Below are 20,721 nucleotides of genomic sequence, written 5' to 3'. Positions count from 1 at the left end.
GACTTCTTGTCATTCGGATTTTATGTTTAATGTGCTTGGAGGTGTTGATTTGGCTGAATGGTTAGAAGTGCCACTACAATATCATACAGAACGCAAAATCATTCACGTTGATATGGATGCTTTTTATGCTTCGGTTGAGATTCGGGAACATCCTGAGTTAAAAAATAAAGCTGTTGTAATTGCCCATGATCCACGCAAAAATCATGGGCATGGGGTTGTGACTACGGCTAATTATGTGGCCCGTCGCTATGGTGTTCATTCAGCAATGCCAGCTGCCCAAGCCTTGAAATTAATTCCCAGCAATGAACTGGTTTTTGTACCACCACACTTTGACCTTTACCGTCAAGTTTCTAACCAGGTTCATCAGATTTTTCATCAAGTTACTGAAATGATTGAACCAATTTCGCTAGATGAGGCTTTTTTGGATGTGACCCATAATAAAAAGCAAGAACCAAACACAATTAAATTAGCGAAGTGGATTCAACAACAAATTTTTAAAGAGACGCATTTAACTTGTTCACTGGGTATCTCTTATAATAAATTTTTAGCAAAAGTTGCATCCGATCATAATAAACCTATCGGTCGAACTATTATTCGTCCCGAACAAGCATTGGTTTTTCTCCATGATTTACCAATTGAACAATTTTTTGGTGTTGGTAAAAAAACACAGGCGGTTTTGCATGACTTGAATATTTATACCGGTGGCGATTTAATTAAAGTACCGCAAATGACTTTGATTCGGCGTTTTAACAAAATGGGATTTATAATGTACCAGCATGCACGTGGTGTTGATGATAGTCCAGTTCAAGGTCAACGTAAGCGACGTTCTATTGGTAAAGAACGAACCTATAGTCCAGAGATTCAAGCTGAAGAACGGGTTAAACGTCAATTGCAATTAATTAGTCAACTGGTTGCTGAAGAACTTGCAAAAAAACAATTACATGGACGTGTTTTAGTCCTTAAAATGCGGAATAGTGATTTTGTGACCACGACCAAACGCCAATCTGTTGACCAATATTTAAATGAGGCCGAGCAGATTTTTAAAATTGCTTGGCAGTTGTGGCAAACTTATGGTGATCTTGCAGATGGCATTCGCTTGTTGGGCGTCACTGTTACGGATTTATATCCGCAAAGTTTTGAGAACATTGATTTACCATTATTCGAACAATAATTTGGAACAGCTTTATCAAATTATTGGAAATTTAATGGACTGATTGTGGTATTCTGCTAATAAAGTATGTATACTTAATGTATAAATTAATTGCTAATGCAATGGAATTTAATCATTAGCCGTTCATCCTAAGGTTAAGATGAACGATAAGCTTGAAAGAGTTATGGCATACTAAGTTAAAAGACTAGGTAATCATTCATTAGAGTGATCGTGTGATTCCCGTCTCTGATTAAGTGGGGGCGGGTTTTCGTATGGAAAAAGGAGGATGACTTTGGATATTAAGTCAACGATCGTTAACAGTTTACAATCTGCTTTAGCAGATGAATTATCTGCTGAACAAATTATGAATTTATTGGAAGTTCCCAAGACTTCAAAATTAGGTGATTATGCTTTTCCAACATTTATTTTGGCTAAATCACGCCACCAAGCACCACAAAAAATTGCGGCTGAGTTAGTTGAACAAATTGATAAAGCACCATATGAACAAATTGTTGCAACAGGCGCTTATGTTAACTTTTTCTTAGATAAAGGTGAATTTGCCGAAGCAACTTTACAAGAAGTGATCAGTGCAGGTGATCATTACGGTGACGATAATATTGGTCAGCAAGGTAATGTACCAATTGATATGTCTTCACCTAATATTGCTAAGCCAATGTCAATGGGACACTTACGCTCTACAGTTATTGGTAATTCATTAGCCAATATTTTAGCAAAAATTGGTTACAAACCAATTAAAATTAACTATCTTGGCGACTGGGGTACTCAGTTTGGTAAGTTAATTGTAGGTTATCACAAGTGGGGTAGCGAAGAAGAAATCAAAGCTGACCCAATTGGTAACTTGTTGAAATATTACGTTCAATTCCATGAAGCTGCCGAAGAAGATCCTGAATTAAATGATGAAGGCCGCGCTTGGTTTAAAAAACTAGAAGATGGCGATCCTGAAGCAACTCATTTATGGGAATGGTTCCGTGGTTTGTCATTAGCTGAATTCCAGAAGATTTATGATCGTTTAGGGATTACCTTTGATTCTTACAATGGTGAAGCTTATTACAATGACAAAATGGATCCAGTTGTTGATGAATTGACTGAAAAGGGTTTATTAGAAATGAGCCAAGGTGCTCAAATTGTTGATTTGACAGTTGAAAACTTAACGCCAGCATTGATTAAGCGGACAGATGGCGCAACCTTATATATTACGCGGGATTTAGCAGCAGCTATTGACCGTTATAACCAATTCCACTTTGTTAAATCACTTTATGTTGTTGGTAGCGAACAAACAGAACATTTTAAACAATTAAAAGCCGTTTTGAAGAAAATGGGTGATGATTGGGCCGATGAAATTGTTCATGTACCATTTGGTTTAATTACCAAAGATGGCAAGAAATTATCAACACGTAAGGGTAATGTTGTTTTGCTTGATAAAGTTTTGGACGAAGCTGTTGGTTTGGCTAAAGAACAAATTTCTGCCAAGAACCCTGATTTAGCTAACGCTGATCAAGTTGCTGATCAAGTTGGCGTTGGCGCCGTTGTTTTTCATGATTTGAAGAACGATCGTATGGATAGCTTTGATTTTAGTTTAGGTGAAGTCGTCCGTTTTGAAGGTGAAACTGGTCCTTACGTACAATACTCTAACGCGCGTGCCCAAAGTATCTTGCGTAAAGCACAACGTGGAGTTGATCTTAATGGTCAGTTAACTCTAGCTGATCCCGCCGCTTGGGATACTTTAAAAACTTTAGCTGATTTCCCGGCAACGATTTTACGTGCAGCCCGTGAATATGAACCTTCTGTCATTGCTAAGTACGCATTACGTTTAGCTAAGACCTTTAATAAATACTACGCAAATTCAAAAATCTTGGTTGAAGATGACGAATTAAACGCACGCTTGGCGTTAGTTCAAGCAACTAGCCAAGTCTTAACACAAGCGTTATCCTTGTTAGGTGTGCAAGCACCAACAGAAATGTAGGTGAAGTGTTATGAAGAAAAAAGAGCGTCAGGTTATTTTACAAAAAATTATTCAAGAACATCTGGTTCACACGCAAGAAGAGTTGCAGGCGTATTTGCATGAATATGGTGTACGGACGACTCAGGCAACTTTATCTCGTGATTTGCGCGAATTAAAAATCACTAAAATGCGTGATGAGTATGGTAAGTCGCGTTATTTGAAGTTGTCAACAGAGACAACCGGTGACGCCCAAGCCCGCCTTTTTTCGGCATTAAAAACAGTGACCAAGTCAATTGATACGGTTGAGTTTTTAGTGATTATTCATACGAGCCCAAGTTATGGTAACTTTTTGGCCGCTGCACTTGATGATTTGCGCGATACACCGCCAACTGATATTTTAGGAACAATTGCTGGACATGATACAGTTGTTGCCTTTTGTAAAGATATAGCGCAGGCAGAAACATTGTCTGACTATTTAAAAGATCATTTGCGTTTGCTATAAAAATTTGGCTATTTTTAGTTAAGGAGCAATTATCTTGGCATGGTTAAAGTTTGGCTTTGTCAAAAAATCTGATTCATCAACAATCGTTGCACCTGTTGAAGGCGAAGTTGTTGATTTGCTTAAAGTCCGTGATCCTGTTTTAGCACAAAAGAATTTGGGCGATGGTTTTGCAATAGAACCGACGGATAATTTTATTTACGCACCAGTATCTGGCCAGATTATGTTAGTGGCGTCAACGCAACACGCTATTGGTATTCGCATGACCAATGGGTTAGAAGTGTTACTTCATTTAGGATTAAATACTTCAATGATACCCAGTGGTTCGTTTCATATTCGCGTTAAACGTGGTCAAGAGGTACGCGGTGGGCAACGGATTGCGGCTGCTAATTTTGGTCGCATCCGTGCTCGTGGTTTTGATGATACAGTTGTCGTCACTTTTATCAATTCGGAAGAATTAGCGGCAACTTTAAAAATTGATTATGGACCAGTTGCAGGCGGTCACCGCATTGGCCAGGTAAAATTGTGATATGATAGTTTTGACTAAGTAATCAATTATCTTCTTAACAATGGTTGTCATCATTGTTAAGAAGATGGTTGGTTATTTTTATTTGGTTTCAATTAGGAAAAGAGGAGCTTAATCGTGATTAAAGAATGGGGATTATTAGGAACACTGCGGCATTTTGCTTGTTTAGTTTTTGGGATTGCTTTAATGGCAGCAAGTGTGGCTTTAGCTAAAATTGCGTTATTAGGAACCTCACCAATTTCAAGTATTCCTAATGTTTTAAGTGGATTAACTAGATTGTCAATTGGTCAGTGGACCATTTTCTATATGTTTCTACTCGTCAGTTTAGAATGGCTAGTATTGCGTCGTTATTTTGGCTGGAGTAATGTTATCCAACTGATACCATCAATTTTTTTTGGGACGATGATTGACTGGTTTGTTCAATTGTTTAAGTTTATTAAACCAACTGGTTACTGGCTGCAACTTGGTTTAACTTTAATTAGTATTGTTTTATTAGCAATTGGGGTCTTTTTTGAAGTTAATTCGCAGACATTAATGATGGCCGGCGAGGGGATTGCAGCAGCGATTGCTTTTCGTCGCGATAGACCTTTTGCTAAGACCAAAGTCCGGGTGGATATGGCAATGGTTTTAGGTGCTGTTTTGATTAGTCTAATCTTCAGTCGCCAACTGATTGGTGTTCGTGAAGGGACTATTTTATCAGCGCTATTATCTGGGCGAATTGTTGGCTATATTGAAGAACGATTCCCCCAATTAACCGCTTGGCTTCGCAGATCGGATCCAGAATTATCAAGTGGAAAGTAGCCGTTCAACTTAGAGCCAAGTTGTGAGCGTATTAATTGCAAACGATTACAATCCTTGTTACGATATATATGTAAAGAGGAGCAGGTGCTCAGCTAGACATTAGGTTTAGCAGAAGTACTAGTGATCATTAGTCAAGTGATACTCAACAAAGGCCAAGTTGAGTGGTGTCAGAAGAGAATACTCTGTAGAGTCTGAAGGGCATAACAGCAAGGTTCTCTAGCTTTTGAACTTTAGCAACAGTATCGCGCTGAAGTTGAGTTCGTGATCCAACAGATCGTTAGTATCTAAGTAGATTGTGAATGACCGATTCGTTCGAATGAGAATTTAGGACGTTTCAACAGATAAGGCGATGACGAGTTAGTCATCGTGTTTGAACCAAGTTAACTGATTCGTTCAGTGCTTGGATAAAAAGCAAATTGCCACGGTAGTTGTTAACTGATGTGAATCAGAAGACGTTACCAATAGCATTGACAGCTTAGTCGTAATATCAACGAAGCTGTAGTAAAGACAACAGGCACGACTAGCAAAGGATTTGTCAGCATGATAGCTGTGTTTGTTGAGATAATTGAATAGCATGAGGTGTTAGATATTACGAAAGATATGCAAAACGCATCTGACTTCTCTTTACATCTCCAAAGGGCGACTTAGCTGGTGAATTAGTTCAGCTAGGTCGTCTTTTATTGTAAATAAAGAAAACTTTTCAAAAGTGAAGGTAAGATGAGATAATGAGCATGATTTATACATAAATAATTTTAATAAATTAAGTTAAGTGAATAATCATTAAAAAGTGCGTCGATTTTTGTGCGCTATTATCGTGTTTTGCTAGTACTTGTTTAATTGGTTTTCTCGTGATAATCTGATCATAGTTAATAAAATAAATTCATCTCATTTTTGTTTCAAAGAATGGTTAAATTCGCTATACTAAAGGTCAATAAGATATAATAGCATTAAGAACAGTTATGGGTAGTTGATATTTTTTTAGTTAATAAAGTAAGCGCTATTCTAATTAATGAGAATTCCCATTAATTGTGATGATCATATTACAATTTTATTTCAATTAATGATTTAGTAAACGATGATAAAGCTCTTACATCATGGCTACTGACTAATTAAATCGCTTTTTGACCAATTTTTGGTTTAAATTGACATAAGCTAACTATTTTGTTAAGTTTTATTAAGAATGTTCGTACATTAAATAATTGCTGTTTTATCATTAATTGAGCATAAGTGTCACTTCGCGGGGTTGATACCCCTAATACCATGAGTTGCGTCTCCTAGGACAACTCATTTTAATTAATTCGGTTCTAACGATCCAAAGATTGCTGAACAAACTTTTTTAGGAGGGCTTTACAGAAATGAAAAAAGCAAAAGTTTTCGCTACTGCTGTTTTAACCGCAGTTGTTGCATTAACCTTGGCCGGCTGCGCAGGTAAGAAATCAGGTACGGGCAACTCAGGGAAATCTGAGACGACTAAGCACACTGTTGCATTAATCACTGATACCGGTGGTGTTGATGACCGCTCCTTTAATCAATCCGCATGGGAAGGTCTGCAAGCTTGGGGCAAGTCACATGATTTATCTCGGGGTAATTCAGGATATCAATATTTCCAATCATCTAACGAATCCGATTACATTCCGAATATTAACCAAGCAACACAAGCAGGATTCAAGACAATCTTTGGTATCGGTTATAAGTTACAACCAGCCATTAAGCAATCAGCAAAAGATTCACCTAAGACTAACTTCGTCATTATTGACGACTCAATCGAAGGGGTTAAGAATGTTGTTTCAGCAACGTTTAAAGACAATGAATCATCATATTTAGCTGGTGTAGCAGCAGCATATACGACTAAGACCAACAAGGTTGGTTTTATCGGTGGTGTTAAAGGTGACGTTATTGACCGCTTTGATGCTGGTTTTGCAGCTGGTGTTAAAGAAGGTGCTAAGAAGTTAGGTAAATCAATCACGGTTATTAATCAATATGCAGGTGATTTCAACGCTCCTGACAAGGGTAAATCAATTGCTCAAGGTATGTATTCACAGGGCGCAGATATTATCTTCCATGCTTCTGGTGCAACTGGTAATGGTGTATTCCAAGAAGCTAAGGCTATTAATCAAGATGGTTCTAAGAAAGTATGGGTTATCGGTGTTGACCGTGACCAATCTGCAGAAGGTAAATACAAGACTAAAGATGGTAAATCAGCTAACTTTACTTTGACATCAACACTCAAGGGTGTCGGTGCTGTAACAGAAGATTTATCCAATCAAGCAATGAAGGGTAAGTTCCCTGGTGGCAAGCATTTAACTTACGGTTTGAAGCAAGATGGCGTTGGTTTAACTGACGGTCAACTCTCAACCAAGGCTAAAGATGCTGTTAAGGAAGCTAAACAACAAATTATTGATGGGAAAATTACAGTACCAGAACATCCTGCTAAGTAAAAGCGTATAGATTGACCAGAATACTCCTTCGCTCATGCAGCCGAGGAGTATTTTTGTCAGTATTTAACTTAAAGACAAGCAATTGTCTATGAAGCAGTTCGGTTCTGTATGAAGTGTAGATTCCTAGAAATGTGAGGTCGCAATGACAAAGTCAGAGTATGTAGTTGAAATGCGTAAAATCACTAAAGACTTTGGTGGTTTTAAAGCAAATGATCAAGTCGATCTAAAAGTAAAGCCTGGCGAAATTCATGCTTTATTAGGAGAAAACGGCGCTGGCAAATCAACTTTAATGAATATTTTATCAGGTCTATTAGAGCCAACTTCCGGTGAGATTCTGTTAAACGGTGAACCTGTCAAAATCGATAGTCCCACGGCAGCTAATCGCTTAGGAATAGGTATGGTACATCAACATTTTATGTTGGTAGATGCCTTTACGGTTACCGAAAATATTATTCTTGGTAATGAGCCTAGCCATCTAGGTGTGATTGATCGTAAAAAAGCAACGAAAGAAATTAAAGAATTATCGGATAAATATGGTTTAGCTGTTGATCCAAATGCCAAAGTTCGTGATATTTCAGTTGGGATGCAACAACGTGCCGAAATTCTTAAAACTTTGTATCGTGGTGCTAATATTTTAATTTTTGATGAACCAACCGCTGTTTTAACGCCACAGGAAATTGAAGAATTAATTGGCATTATGAAGAGCTTAGTTGCTGAGGGCAAGTCAATCATTCTCATCACCCATAAACTAGATGAAATTCGCCACGCTGCTGATCGTTGTACAGTTATTCGTCGCGGTAAAAGTATTGACACCGTTGAAGTTAAAGGAACAACCAGTGAAGAACTTGCCGAAATGATGGTAGGCCATAGTGTTACTTTTAAGATCCCTAAGGATCCGGCTAAAATTGGTGCACCAATTTTAAACGTTAAGGGACTTAAGGTTAACGAAAGTCGGGGTCTACCAGCAGTTAAAGGCATTGATTTCACAGTTCATGGTGGCGAAATCTTGGGTATTGCTGGCATTGATGGTAATGGTCAAACAGAACTGATTGAAGCTTTAACTGGCTTGCGAAAAGTAGCGGCTGGTTCAGTCGTTATTCAAGGCAAGGACGTCACGAATGCACCAGTACGAAAGATTACAGAAACAGGAGTGGCGCACGTTCCCGAAGACCGGCAAAAATATGGTCTGGTTCTGCAAATGTCGCTCTCAGAAAATCTGGCTTTACAAACTTATTATCAAAAGCCAATGAGTCGCCATGGTATTTTAAATTATCATGAAATGCGTAAAGAAGCTTTACGATTAATTAGAGAATACGATATTCGTACAACTAATGAGCAGCTCAAGGCTGGTGAGCTTTCTGGTGGTAACCAGCAAAAGGCAATCGTTGCCCGGGAGTTAGATCGTAATGCTGATTTAATCATTGTTTCTCAGCCAACTCGTGGCTTGGACGTCGGTGCGATTGAGTATATTCACCGTCAATTAATCGATCAGCGTGACCAAGGTAAGGCCGTTTTACTTGTTAGTTTTGAATTAGACGAGATTATGAATTTATCAGATCGCATTATTGTGCTTCATGATGGCAAAATTGCCGGCGAAGTTCATCCAGAAACAACCACTGAACAAGAATTAGGTCTATTAATGGCTGGTTCAAGTGTTCAAGCAGCAGCCCAGGAGGTGAAATAATGTTGAAAGTCAGTCAACCTATTAAAAAGATTTTAGTTCCTTTAATTTCTATCTTATTGGGCTTTTTGGTTGGGGCCATTGTGATGCTTATCTTTAGTTATTCACCAATTCAAGCCTACACATCGATGTTCCAAGGCGCTTTAGGCAGTATGTCTGGCATTGGTGAAACCCTTCGCCAAGCAACGCCATTGATCTTTACAGCCTTAGGCTTCTCAGTTGCTTATTCTGCTGGATTTTTCAACATTGGGATGTCCGGTCAAGCTTTGGCTGGTTGGGTGGCTAGTGTTTGGGTAGCTTTGGCTTATCCAAATCTACCAACTTATCTCTTATTGCCGTTGGCCATTATTGTTGGTGCTTTAGCTGGTGGTTTAATTGGTGCAATTCCAGGTGTTTTGCGTGCTTTCTTTGGTACCAGCGAAGTTATCGTGACCATTATGTTGAACTATGTTGTGCTGTACACCAGTACTTATTTATTGCAAAATGTGATGCCAAAAAGTTTTCGTTCCAGTACTGACTCTACCCAAACGATTAGCGCCCATGCTTCATTAAGAATGGGCTGGTTACAAAATATTTTTGGCGGCTCACGAATTAATGCCGGTCTATTTTTAGCTGTCATCGCTATCATTATTTTTTGGATTATGATGAAGAAAACAACACTGGGATTTGAAATCCGTTCAGTGGGTATGAATCCTTTTGCATCAGAATATGCAGGGATGAGCAGTAAGAAAACCATTATTTTATCGATGGTAATTTCTGGTGTTCTTTCTGGCTTAGGTGGGGTTGTTGAAGGTTTAGGGACTTATCAAAACTTCTTCACACAGACATCATCATTATCGATTGGTTTTGATGGCATGTCAGTTGCCTTATTAGGTGGCGGCAGTGCTTTAGGTATTTTATTAGCGTCATTATTATTCAGTATTTTAAAAATCGGTGGTCTGGGAATGCAGACTGGTGCCGGTGTGCCATTTGAAATTGTTAATATTGTGATCGCTGCTATTATTTTCTTCGTGGCAATTGATTATGTCATTGGCTTATTATTTAAGCAGAAAAAAGCTACTGGTACTAATACAGGAGCCAAACCAGAACAAGTCATTCATCAACCGAAAGGAGGATCAGAGATATGAACTGGGTTAGCATGTTATCGTTAATCGTTTCATCAACCTTTGTTTTTTCAACACCTTTGATTTTCACTGCGATTGGTGGTGCATTCTCTGAAAACGGCGGGATCGTTAACGTCGGCTTGGAAGGTATTATGGTTATGGGGGCGTTCAGCTCAGTTGTCTTTAACTTAACTTTTGCTGATACATTTGGTAAAGCCACACCATGGCTGGGCTTAATTGTTGGTGCAGTTGTCGGCATTGCTATTTCTTTATTACATGCCATGGCCACGATTAATTTCCGTGCGGATCACATTATTAGTGGTACGGTGATTAACCTACTAGCACCTGCTTTAAGTGTCTTCTTGGTTAAGGCAATTTATGCAAAAGGTCAAACAGACAATATTGCCCAAAACTTTGGTTACTTTAGTTTTCCAGGTTTGTCTAAAATTCCGGTTATTGGCCAAATTTTCTTTAAAGATACTTCCTTGTTGGCTTATATTGCAATTATTGTGGCCATCTTAGCTTGGTGGATCCTTTATAAGACTCGCTTTGGACTTCATCTTCGTTCTGTTGGTGAAAATCCACAAGCAGCTGACACCTTAGGATTAAATGTTTATCGTTTACGTTATTCCGGTGTGATTATTTCTGGTTTGCTTGGTGGTATTGGTGGCGCCATTTTTGCCCAATCAATCTCTGGTAATTTCTCTGCCGGAACGATCGTGGGTCAAGGTTATATCTCCATGGCGGCGATGATTTTTGGTAAGTGGAATCCAATTGGTGCAATGGGCGCGGCTTTATTTTTCGGTTTTGCCCAAAGTTTGAGTATTATTGGCGGCCAATTACCGGGAATTGCCAAAATTCCAGCTGTTTATCTACAAGTTGCACCCTATGTCTTAACGATTATCGTTTTGGTACTGTTCTTAGGTAAGGCAGTCATGCCAAAAGCTGACGGAACCAACTATGTTAAGTCAAAATAATTTAACTGAATAAGAATTATTATTAAGTAAAATAAAAAAGTTGAAATGCTGATTTAGACAAAATTGTCTGAATAACAGCATTTCAACTTTTTTTAATGAGGAAAATAATCGGGTAACGGGGCTTCAATCGTCTTAGTTGTAAAAGAAAATGGCGGCGTGAAATTAATCTGATCGCCGTGAAGCAACATTTTTTGCTGAGGATGATCAGGATGGTAAAGTGGGTCACCAATAATCGGATGTCCAATGGCAGCTAAGTGAACGCGAATTTGATGCGTGCGACCGGTTTCTAGATCTAAAGCTAATAAGCTTTTACCAGCTTGATGTTTAACCAATTGATAATGAGTGATCGCAGTCAATCCTTGATTAAAATCAACACAGCGTTTGCGTTGATCTACGGGATCTTGACCAATTGGTAAGGTGATTTTACCAGTTGTTAGTTGTTCATGGGAATCTTCAACCCAAGCTAAATAATGTCGTTTCATTGCTTTAGTTGCTAGTTGGCGGTTATAGAGTGGGACAGCAACAGTTGACTTGGCAACCAGCAATGCACCGCTGGTTTGCTGATCTAAACGATGGACAATTAAAATATTAGGATAATGTGCTTGTAGAATATTTAGCATCGTACCATTTTCGTCTGGTCGATTGGGATGAGTTTTAATGCCAGCCGGTTTATTTACCACCAGCGTGGTCTCATCTTCAAATAAAATTTGAGGTTGTTGTGTAAAATCGGGTAAATAGGCTTGTTCATTATCAGTTAAAAAATCAAAATTCAATGTAATAATATCATGCGCTTTAACTTGTTCATCAAAATGATGGTAGCGATGATTGACGTTAATAGCTTGATCAATTCGCAAAAAATGTTGCCATTTCCGGGGGATTAACCAAGACTGTAATAATTGGCGAATTGTTAATGGTTCAAAATTTGGCGGCAGTTCAATTTGAAATTTGGTTTGCAATTTTGTTACTCCTTATGGTTATCTAAAAAAGCATTAAATGCGGCCGCGGCCCGATGGAATATCAACGGTTCATGGTAAAATTGTATTTAATTGGATGGTTGATATGACATGAAACGAAAAGAAAATAAAACAAAAACTAGTGGTGCTGAAAATAAGCATCCTTATCTTAGCCGATTTTGGCAACAATTTAAAGTGGTTTGGCGTCATGCTGAACTAACAAGATGGGTAATATTGACTTTATTACTGGTCTTTTTAGGTGTGTCTACTTTTTATACGATTAAGGCAAAGACCGCCAATGTTGGTGATTTAAAAGCGTCATTAAAGACGACGACTGAAATTATTGATCGTGATGGCGACAAGGCGGGAAGTTTGTATTCTCAAAAGGGAACTTTTGTGGAGCTTTCTAAGATTTCACCGAATATTCAGCACGCTGTAATTGCAACAGAAGATCGTACTTTTTATTCTAATCCTGGTTTTAGTATTAAGGGATTCGCACGTGCAGGGGTTAGTTATGTGATTCACCACGGCAATATTAGTGGTGGTGGTAGTACCATTACTCAGCAATTAGCTAAGAATATGTTGCTCACACAAAAGCAAACTTTTGGCCGCAAACTAACCGAGTTGTTTATGGCAATTGAAATTAATCGGGTCTACAGCAAGCAGGATATTTTGACGATGTATCTTAACAACGCCTATTTTGGTAATGGTGTCTGGGGTGTGCAAGATGCGTCTAAACGCTACTTTGGCAAAAATGCCAGTGAATTAACAGCAGCACAGGGGGCAACTTTGGCCGCAATGCTGCGCAACCCAACTTACTATGATCCTATAAAAAATGCTAGAAATGCGACTAGTCGTCGTAATTTAATTTTAGATTTAGAGACACAAACTAAATATCTTACTACGGCACAAGCTGACACCGCAAAGCAAGAAACACTGACGATTACGAATGCTTACTCTGCAAGTAGTTCTTATCGCTATCCTTATTACTTTGATGCGGTGATTAGTGAAGCCATTAATGACTATGGCATTTCAGAGTCAGATATTTTAAATAAGGGCTATAAAATTTACACTGGTTTGGATCAGAATTATCAAACGCAAATGCAAAATGCTTATGATAATGATTGGCTTTTCCCAAGTAGTGCTGATGGGACGATGGCACAATCTGGATCAGTGGCAGTTAATCCAAATACTGGTGGCGTACTAGCAGTTGTCGGACGTCGTGGGACGCATACCTTTAGAAGTTATAACTATGCAACAATGGCCAAGCGACAACCAGGATCAGCGATTAAACCATTGGCAGTTTATACACCAGCTTTAGAAAATGGATATCATTATGATTCTGAGTTAGTAGACAAGGATATGACTTTTGGTAAGAATAAGTACCATCCAACTAATGTTGACGGCACTTATTTAGGCAAGGTTTCAATGTATCAAGCTTTGGCTGAAAGTCGTAATGTTCCGGCCGTTTGGTTACTTGATCAAATTGGTGTTAATAAAGGTGTAGCTGCGGTTGAAAAATTTGGAATTAAAGTGCCCAAAGCTGATCAAAATTTAGCTTTAGCACTTGGTGGTTTACAGACCGGTGTTTCACCATTACAAATGGCACAAGCTTATACAGCATTTGCTAATAATGGCAAAATGACCACGACTCACTTTATTACTAAAATTGTAGATGCCACTGGGGCCGTTATTGTCGACAATACTAAAGTTAAAACTAAAACTGTGCTTAGTCAAAAGACTGCAGATACAATGACAAGTATGATGTTAGGTGTCTTTAATCAGGGGACCGGTGTTGTGGCCAAACCTGATGGTTACACAGTTGCTGGTAAAACCGGCACAACGGAAGTGCCAGATAGTTACCCAACTAGCGGTGCTAAAGATCAATGGGTTGTTGGTTATACCCCAGATATTGTCGTGTCAACTTGGGTTGGTTATGACAAAACAGATGAATCACATTATTTGACGGGAAGTTATGCAACTCGTATCTTTAAACAAGAGATGACCAATATTTTACCCTATACGCCTAAGACCAGCTTTAAGACGAAAGATGCAGCAACAATTGCCAGTCAAAAATCAACGACAAACTCAAGTAGTAGTGATTGGTTGTCAGATTTTAGTGATAATGTTGGCAAATCTTTTGATAATGCTAAAGATCAGGTTAATGAATGGTATAATGGCATCAAGGGTCTATTTGACCGATAAAAAACAAAGGAGTTAGACAATGACCGTTAATATCTATGATAATGCCAACGAAATGGCAGATGCATTGCGCCAATTGCCACAATTTACTGCTTTACAAGCAGCTTTTGGAAAGATGAAGGCTGATCCAATCGCCTATGGTATGTACCAACAAATGCAACAAATACAAGGCGAATTACAGCAAAAACAAATGTCAGGTCAAGAAGTAACAGATGAAGATGTTCAACAGTTACGTGACCTTGGCGACAAGTTAATGAAAGTTGACATGATGAAAGATTTAATGGATCGTGAGCGTGAAATGAACAGCGTCATGGATGAGATTAATGGGATTGTCACTAAACCAATCACTGATCTATACCGTGGCTAGAAAGGGTGAGCAATCGTGGCAACACAACTTGCTAATCTGAAAAACGGTGAAACTTTTCAGCTAGTCGTCATGATCAAACAAGCTGAAGTTCGCGTTGCTAAAAACGGCAAACGTTTCATTTCTTTAGTATTTCAAGACAAGACTGGTGAAATCTCAGGAATGTATTGGGATGCTAAGGATGAAGATATTCAACATTTTACGAGTGGTAATATTGTTCATCTTGAAGGTCAACGTGATCTTTATAATGGCCAACCCCAAGTTAAAATTACTAAATTGTACCTAGCTGATGCTAGTGAAGGTTTTCAAGCTAGTCAGTTTGTGGCGCGTGCGCCAATGTCAACTGAACAAATGCAAGATGAAATTCAAAAATCCTTATTTGATATTCAAAATGCAAAATGGAATCGAATTGTTCGTTTCTTATTGCAAAAATATCAACGGGAATTTTATAATCATCCTGCAGCAAAGACCAATCACCATAACTTTGCAGGTGGATTAGCTTACCACACATTAAGTATGATGCGATTAGCTAAATCAATTGCCCAGCAATATGAACAATTAAATTATTCATTATTATTAGCGGGCGTGATTTTACATGATTTAGGGAAGACCCTGGAACTTAGTGGTGCAGTTGGTACTGAGTACACTGTTGAGGGGAATTTAATTGGTCACATTGTGCTCATTGATGAAGAAATTGTATTAGCATGCCAAGCGCTTAAAATTGATGGTACGGACGAAGATGTTGTCTTATTGCGACACATGGTTCTTTCACATCACGGCTTGTTAGAATATGGTTCTCCAGAACGACCTAAGTTGTTAGAGGCTGAAGTGTTACATTATATTGATGAACTTGATGCTTCAATTAATATGATTTCTAAAGCAATGGCTAAAACAGAACCGGGTACGTTTAGTGAACGAATTTTTGGCTTAGACAATCGTCAGTTCTACCGTGCCAAAAATTAATTTAATCATATAAAAAAGACTTTGACTCACAAGGATGAGAGTCAAAGTCTTTTTGTATTGAGAAATACTTATTATAATTTTTAGGGTATCATGATTTCACTAAAAAGCCAGTACCTGACTGAGGATCAGTACTGGCAGGTCAAGATTAAGTTGGCTCATGATAATTAACTTATAATTAATCTTGATAATTTATTTATAACATAAATTACGACCTAAATGTTAACTTTTCCACAAAAAAAACGAATTAATTTTAAAAATAGTATAGGCCAATAAGTTTTTTATATGAAATACAATGTTAAGTTCTTTATAGCAAAATTAGCATACAAAAAAAGCTAGGGATCATCCCCTAGCTTTTTTGTAAGTGCTAATTAGTTACTGCTTGATGAGCTAACGTAGTTAGAAAGAACGTTCTTTAAGTCACTGTCTTTAATATCAACGTTTGCTTTCTTGATAACTTTAGCTAAAACTTTTTGCATAACAGTCGAATCTGATAGCCATGTATCATAAAGTTGTGCTTTTAATTCTTTAGTGTGGTCTGACATCTTACCTTTACCAGGGTTCTTGTCCATCTTGATAATGTGGTAGCCATAAGAAGTCTTAACTGGTGTCTTAGTATATTCACCTTGTTTAAGCTTGAAAGCAGCTGCTTTGAAAGTTGAATCAAGTGAAGTATCAGTGTTGTCAAAGGCATCTAACTTACCGCCATTAGACTTAGTACCAGTATCAGTTGATTTAGATTTAGCTAATTTAGCAAAATCTGCACCATCATCTAATTGTTTAATGATAGCTTCTGCTTCTTTCTTAGTTTTAACTAAGATATGAGAAACTGTTACCTTTGGTTGATAAGATTCCCATTGTTTCTTCAATTGTTTTTGGGTTGGTTTCTTGAGATCTTTTAAAGCAGCTTCAGTTAAGAGGTTAGTTTTGATATTATCTTTTAATTGACTCTTTGTTAAATTGTTGCTTGAAAGAACAGATGAAAAACTGCTGCCATATTGTTTCTTCAAAGCATCATATTGTTTGGTTACTTTAGAAGCAGGGACTTTGTCACCATATTGATTATCTAAGGCTTTAGTAATAATCATCGTTTGTAAAGTTGATTGGCCTGATGATGACTTCTTCATTTCTTTGTAATATTCGTCTTGAGTAATTTTACCGCCCTTCATAGAAACAACGGTTTTACTACTACAACCGGCTAATGTTGCAACGGCAACTAAACTAGCTGCAGCAAGTGCGATCTTTTTGATAGATTTTTTCATTGTTTTACTTACACATCCTAATATATTATTGATTTTCATATGGCTCTTAACTCTAGTAAATATAACACATTTGATAAATGATTTAAACGATCGCCCCAAATTTAACGAAATGTTCACAGCTTCATTGCTAAAAATTCATATTTACCCGTTGAAGTTTATATTTTCCTTAATTTAAGCGTCAAAGAAAGATGTTAATACAAAAATAGTCCAGATAATAAGTCTAGACTATTTAAGAATATTTGATTGATTCGTTATTAAGAAAGTTGCTCTAGATCTTTTTGAAGTTGCTCAGTCGTTTCATTAATCTGCTCAAGGCGAGGCTGAGCTTGGAATTCAAAATCAGTTACAGATTGTTGAATATCAGCAATGGTGGGTTTTAAAGTCTGTTCAACTTCTTGTTTCAAATTAACTAAAGCACTTTGGAATTCTTTAACACTGTCTGAAACATTGTTGGTTTGATGGGTTAAATCTTTAAAATAGTCAGCAATACCTTGTTGCCGTTCTTTACCTGTTTTTTCGGTTGTTAAGAGGACGTAAGCCGTTCCTAAAACAGCACCCATTAATAGCCCTTTACCAAATCCAAACTTTGCCATTTAGTTTTCCTCCAATTGGGCTCTAATTTTGCCTGCAATTGCTTCTAAGGCTTCTGAGTCATATTGATCAGTATGATTGCCAAAATGAATAGAGAAGTCATCTTGCTGGCTGTAACGAGGAATGAAGTGAATGTGAGAATGAAAAACAGATTGATAGGCAACCTCGCCATTATTATTGCAGATATTTAAGCCCTTCATTTCTGGAAATGCGGCCTTAACACCGCGGGCAATCAAGGGAACTTTTGAGAAGACACGATTTGCTAAATCAGCATCATAAGCAAAAATATCAGCAACATGTTGTTTGGGGACTAATAGGGTATGACCTGGTGTTGCTTGGGAGATGTCTAAAAATGCTAAGACGTCGTCATCTTCATAAACTTTAACGCTAGGAATATCACCTTTAATTATTTTGCAAAAAATACAATCATCCATATAATTTCACCTTCGTAAATATACTCAAAGCTTGTCAATTCATGCTATCATTATACAAGTAAATTAGGAATTAAACAAAGCTGAGACTAGAAACAAACAAGGATATGAATTGTTTGGTTGTTTAATCATTGTTTTAATAATCATAGATTGGCTTTATGAAAGGAATCCAAATGTTAAAGGTCGAGAATTTAACGGGTGGTTACCAACATTTAAAGATTTTGGGAGATGTTAGTTTTGAAGTCCACGATGGTGAAGTGGTTGGTTTAATCGGCTTAAACGGTGCAGGTAAATCAACGACAATTAAACATATTCTAGGTTTATTACAACCAATTAGTGGCCAAATTGTTTTAAATGATCAGAATTTACAGACGAATTTAACGCGCTATCGCCAGCAAATTGCTTTTGTTCCGGAAACGCCGATTCTTTATCCGGAGTTAACGTTAAAAGAGCACTTAGCTTTAACCATGATGGCTTATCAATTAGATAGTCAATTAGCTTGGCAAAATGCCAATCGGTTATTGAAACTTTTTCGCTTAGATCAAATGTTAGATTGGTTTCCAGTTCACTTCTCTAAAGGTATGCAACAAAAAGTGATGATTGTTAATGCTTTTATGACGGATGCTGACCTGTTAATTATTGATGAACCTTTTACCGGCCTTGATCCATTAGCGGTTCATAATTTGTTAGATTTAATTGCTGAGAAGAAAGCAGCCGGCAAGTCGGTCTTAATGACCACGCATGTGCTAGCAACAGCACAGGCACAAGCTGATCGCTTCATCCTCTTAAATCATGGTCAAATTCGTGCGCAAGGGACAGTTGCCGAGTTAGCTGAACAATTTGGTGTAGCTGAACAAGACCTAGACCAGATTTATTTGCAAATGGCAAAGGAGAATGGCGATGCGTAAGTTCGATGATTTATGGCATACGCGTCAACAAAAACATCTACTGCAGCAAAGTAAATATTTACGCTATGTCTTTAATGACCACTTAATGATTGCTGTCATTTTTTTGTTTGGCGCACTTGCTTATTGGTATAGTCAACAATTACGGTCAATAAGCCATACTTTATGGTGGGCGCCATTATTAACTGCCCTGTTACTATTGCTCGGTTTGTCTATTGGTCACTTGGCAACTTTATTGAAACCAGCTGATCAGATTTTTCTTTTGCCAGCAGAATCAAAGATGCGGCGCTATTTAATTCACGCGCGGCGTTACAGCTTGTTATTGCCGTTGTTCGTTCTCGTGGCTTTAGGAGGTATCTTAACGCCATTTGTGTTACGAGCAACTGCCTTAACAATAACGGAGTGGCTACTAACAATTTTTGGACTGCTTATTTTAAAAGATGTTCATTTATGGTTACAGCTCTTACGCCTTTTCGATTTTCCAGTTCGACAACAACGCCAACTGAACAGTTTATTTTGGGGAATTGCCACGGCTGGTCTGTTATTAAGTGTCTATGGTTGGGGCTGGCTATTTAGTATTTTATCGTTGGGATTAGCAATCTTGTTAGCTGCACAGGCTAAGAAGTTGTTACAACCACAGTGTTTAATGTGGCGGGAAGCCATTTCAAGAGAAAATCGGCGGCAAACTGTGATTGATCGTTTTTATAATTTGTTTGTTGATGTACCTGGTATTAGCAGTTCAGTTCACCGGCGTAAGTGGTTAGATCCACTGGTTCAACTGCTAGCAGGTAAGTCAGAAAACACTTATCGTTTTTTATTTAGTCGTGCTTTTGTGCGTGGTTCTGAATATAGTAATATTTGGTTGCGTTTTTGCTTAGTGGGGGTTATTTTAATTGCCGTTATTAAGCAACCAGTTATTTTATTAATCATTGTCTTGTTATTTTTATTTTTGACAGGCTACCAATTATTGCCTTTGTACTATCATTTCGATCATAATGCCTTGACGACGTTATTACCTGTAACGAGTCAAGCTAAACAAGCAGCATTTATAAAAGTGATGACGCGTGTTTTATTGATTGAATGGTTCGTTGATAGTTTAGCTATTATGTTAAGTTTATTAGGGCAGTGGTGGAGTATTATTATTATTTTAGCTGCACTAGCTTTAATTATGCTTTTCTTGAAAGTTTATTTACCGTTACGATTAAAACAGCACCAGAAAGGAATTAAATAATGCGTCTACGAAACAAACCATGGGTACCAGAATTAATTGAAGCGCATCAAGATTTAATTATTCAAGCACCACAAACTGATTTGGCTGGTCACTGGGCCAAACGTTTTGCTAATCCAGCATTACCGATTGAATTAGAAATTGGTTCTGGCAAGGGGCAATTTATTATCGGCATGGCGCAAGCTCATCCGGAAATTAATTATATTGCGATGGAATTACAATCTGCAGCCATTGGCATGATTTTGCAAAAGCAAATTGATTTGAAATTACCTAACTTACAACTTTTCCTTGGTGACGGGGCAGCAGTTACGGAGTTTTTTGCACCAGGTGAAATTAGTAATTTGTATTTGAATTTTTCTGATCCTTGGCCTAAGAATCGTCACGCAAAGCGGCGTTTAACGTATTCGACATTCTTAGCACAATACCATCAGATTTTAAAAGCAGAGGGGCAATTACGCTTTAAAACTGATAATCAGGGACTGTTTGAATATTCATTACAAAGCTTAAATGCTAGTGGCTGGTTATTTGATTTTATTTCTTTAGATTTACATCGCAGTGAACGGCAAGCAAGTAATGTTGAAACTGAGTATGAACAAAAATTTGCGGCCAAAGGGCAAGTTATTTATGCACTGGATGCACATTTTGAAGGATAAGATAGTATTCTGAATAAGTTAGCCTTTTTGGGGT

The 20,721-nt window shown here is 37.8% G+C and carries 19 protein-coding genes; 15 read left to right on the top strand and 4 right to left on the bottom strand.

Annotation, left to right across the window (positions count from 1 at the left end):
* Nucleotides 1-22: 22 nt before the first annotated feature.
* The 9 genes from dinB (at nt 23) to FC84_RS08535 (ending at nt 11,138) form a co-directional block, all read left to right on the top strand.
* Nucleotides 23-1,171 carry a DNA polymerase IV gene (gene dinB / locus FC84_RS08575; RefSeq protein WP_057757878.1) on the top strand — a complete coding sequence of 383 codons (1,149 nt, stop codon included), beginning with the start codon at nt 23-25 and terminating at the stop codon, nt 1,169-1,171.
* A gap of 271 nt (nt 1,172-1,442) precedes the next feature.
* Entirely contained in the window at nt 1,443-3,134 is a 1,692-nt protein-coding gene (gene argS / locus FC84_RS08570; RefSeq protein ID WP_057757875.1) for an arginine--tRNA ligase, read from the top strand.
* Nucleotides 3,135-3,144: 10 nt separating this feature from the next.
* Complete coding sequence (locus tag FC84_RS08565; RefSeq protein ID WP_057757871.1) at nt 3,145-3,615, top strand: arginine repressor; 471 nt, start codon at nt 3,145-3,147, stop codon at nt 3,613-3,615.
* 34 nt (nt 3,616-3,649) lie between these two features.
* Entirely contained in the window at nt 3,650-4,141 is a 492-nt protein-coding gene (locus tag FC84_RS08560; RefSeq protein ID WP_057757868.1) for a PTS sugar transporter subunit IIA, read from the top strand.
* A 114-nt stretch (nt 4,142-4,255) separates the two neighbouring features.
* On the top strand, nt 4,256-4,939 hold the full coding sequence (locus tag FC84_RS08555; RefSeq protein ID WP_151425857.1) for a YczE/YyaS/YitT family protein: 684 nt from the start codon (nt 4,256-4,258) through the stop codon (nt 4,937-4,939).
* Between the two features lie 1,355 nt (nt 4,940-6,294).
* Complete coding sequence (locus FC84_RS08550; RefSeq protein WP_057757864.1) at nt 6,295-7,377, top strand: BMP family lipoprotein; 1,083 nt, start codon at nt 6,295-6,297, stop codon at nt 7,375-7,377.
* A gap of 142 nt (nt 7,378-7,519) precedes the next feature.
* Nucleotides 7,520-9,061: an ABC transporter ATP-binding protein gene (locus tag FC84_RS08545; protein WP_057757861.1), complete on the top strand. Its 1,542-nt coding sequence runs from the start codon at nt 7,520-7,522 to the stop codon at nt 9,059-9,061.
* Nucleotides 9,061-10,185: an ABC transporter permease gene (locus FC84_RS08540; RefSeq protein WP_083479607.1), complete on the top strand. Its 1,125-nt coding sequence runs from the start codon at nt 9,061-9,063 to the stop codon at nt 10,183-10,185. The genes FC84_RS08545 and FC84_RS08540 overlap by 1 nt, the downstream gene beginning before the upstream one ends.
* Nucleotides 10,182-11,138, top strand: coding sequence for an ABC transporter permease (locus FC84_RS08535; RefSeq protein WP_057757858.1), 957 nt, complete (start codon nt 10,182-10,184; stop codon nt 11,136-11,138). The genes FC84_RS08540 and FC84_RS08535 overlap by 4 nt, the downstream gene beginning before the upstream one ends.
* 92 nt (nt 11,139-11,230) lie before the next feature.
* Here the strand turns inward: FC84_RS08535 and FC84_RS08530 are convergent, their stop codons facing one another.
* A complete protein-coding gene (locus FC84_RS08530; protein WP_057757855.1) occupies nt 11,231-12,094 on the bottom strand; it encodes an RluA family pseudouridine synthase in 864 nt (287 codons plus the stop codon).
* A 108-nt stretch (nt 12,095-12,202) separates the two neighbouring features.
* Here FC84_RS08530 and FC84_RS08525 point away from each other — a divergent pair, with 108 nt between their 5' ends.
* From FC84_RS08525 to FC84_RS08515, 3 genes are all read left to right on the top strand, one after another.
* Complete coding sequence (locus FC84_RS08525; protein WP_057757852.1) at nt 12,203-14,296, top strand: PBP1A family penicillin-binding protein; 2,094 nt, start codon at nt 12,203-12,205, stop codon at nt 14,294-14,296.
* Nucleotides 14,297-14,315: 19 nt separating this feature from the next.
* Nucleotides 14,316-14,660, top strand: coding sequence for a YlbF/YmcA family competence regulator (locus FC84_RS08520; RefSeq protein WP_057757847.1), 345 nt, complete (start codon nt 14,316-14,318; stop codon nt 14,658-14,660).
* Nucleotides 14,661-14,729: 69 nt separating this feature from the next.
* Complete coding sequence (locus FC84_RS08515; protein WP_057757963.1) at nt 14,730-15,620, top strand: 3'-5' exoribonuclease YhaM family protein; 891 nt, start codon at nt 14,730-14,732, stop codon at nt 15,618-15,620.
* Between the two features lie 368 nt (nt 15,621-15,988).
* Here the strand turns inward: FC84_RS08515 and FC84_RS08510 are convergent, their stop codons facing one another.
* The 3 genes from FC84_RS08510 to FC84_RS08500 form a co-directional block, all read right to left on the bottom strand.
* Nucleotides 15,989-16,879: a peptidylprolyl isomerase gene (locus FC84_RS08510; RefSeq protein ID WP_192496375.1), complete on the bottom strand. Its 891-nt coding sequence runs from the start codon at nt 16,877-16,879 to the stop codon at nt 15,989-15,991.
* Between the two features lie 254 nt (nt 16,880-17,133).
* A complete protein-coding gene (locus tag FC84_RS08505) occupies nt 17,134-17,472 on the bottom strand; it encodes a YtxH domain-containing protein (protein ID WP_057757845.1) in 339 nt (112 codons plus the stop codon).
* Nucleotides 17,473-17,904 carry an HIT family protein gene (locus FC84_RS08500; protein WP_057757843.1) on the bottom strand — a complete coding sequence of 144 codons (432 nt, stop codon included), beginning with the start codon at nt 17,902-17,904 and terminating at the stop codon, nt 17,473-17,475.
* 170 nt (nt 17,905-18,074) lie between these two features.
* On the opposite strand from FC84_RS08500, the gene FC84_RS08495 reads away from it, so the two are divergent.
* Genes FC84_RS08495 through trmB form a run of 3 tightly spaced genes read left to right on the top strand, consistent with a single transcriptional unit; the run spans nt 18,075 to nt 20,687 of the window.
* Entirely contained in the window at nt 18,075-18,809 is a 735-nt protein-coding gene (locus FC84_RS08495) for an ABC transporter ATP-binding protein (protein WP_057757840.1), read from the top strand.
* Nucleotides 18,802-20,037 (top strand): ABC transporter permease, encoded by a 1,236-nt coding sequence (locus tag FC84_RS08490; protein ID WP_057757837.1) that lies wholly within the window; start codon nt 18,802-18,804, stop codon nt 20,035-20,037. Before FC84_RS08495 ends, FC84_RS08490 begins: the two co-directional genes overlap by 8 nt.
* Nucleotides 20,037-20,687 (top strand): tRNA (guanosine(46)-N7)-methyltransferase TrmB, encoded by a 651-nt coding sequence (gene trmB, locus FC84_RS08485; protein WP_057757834.1) that lies wholly within the window; start codon nt 20,037-20,039, stop codon nt 20,685-20,687. The genes FC84_RS08490 and trmB overlap by 1 nt, the downstream gene beginning before the upstream one ends.
* Nucleotides 20,688-20,721 lie beyond the last annotated feature (34 nt).

It is taken from the genome of Lapidilactobacillus dextrinicus DSM 20335 (genome assembly GCF_001436095.1).
GTDB lineage: Bacteria > Bacillota > Bacilli > Lactobacillales > Lactobacillaceae > Lapidilactobacillus > Lapidilactobacillus dextrinicus.
This window is presented reverse-complemented; position numbering and strand designations above follow the sequence as displayed.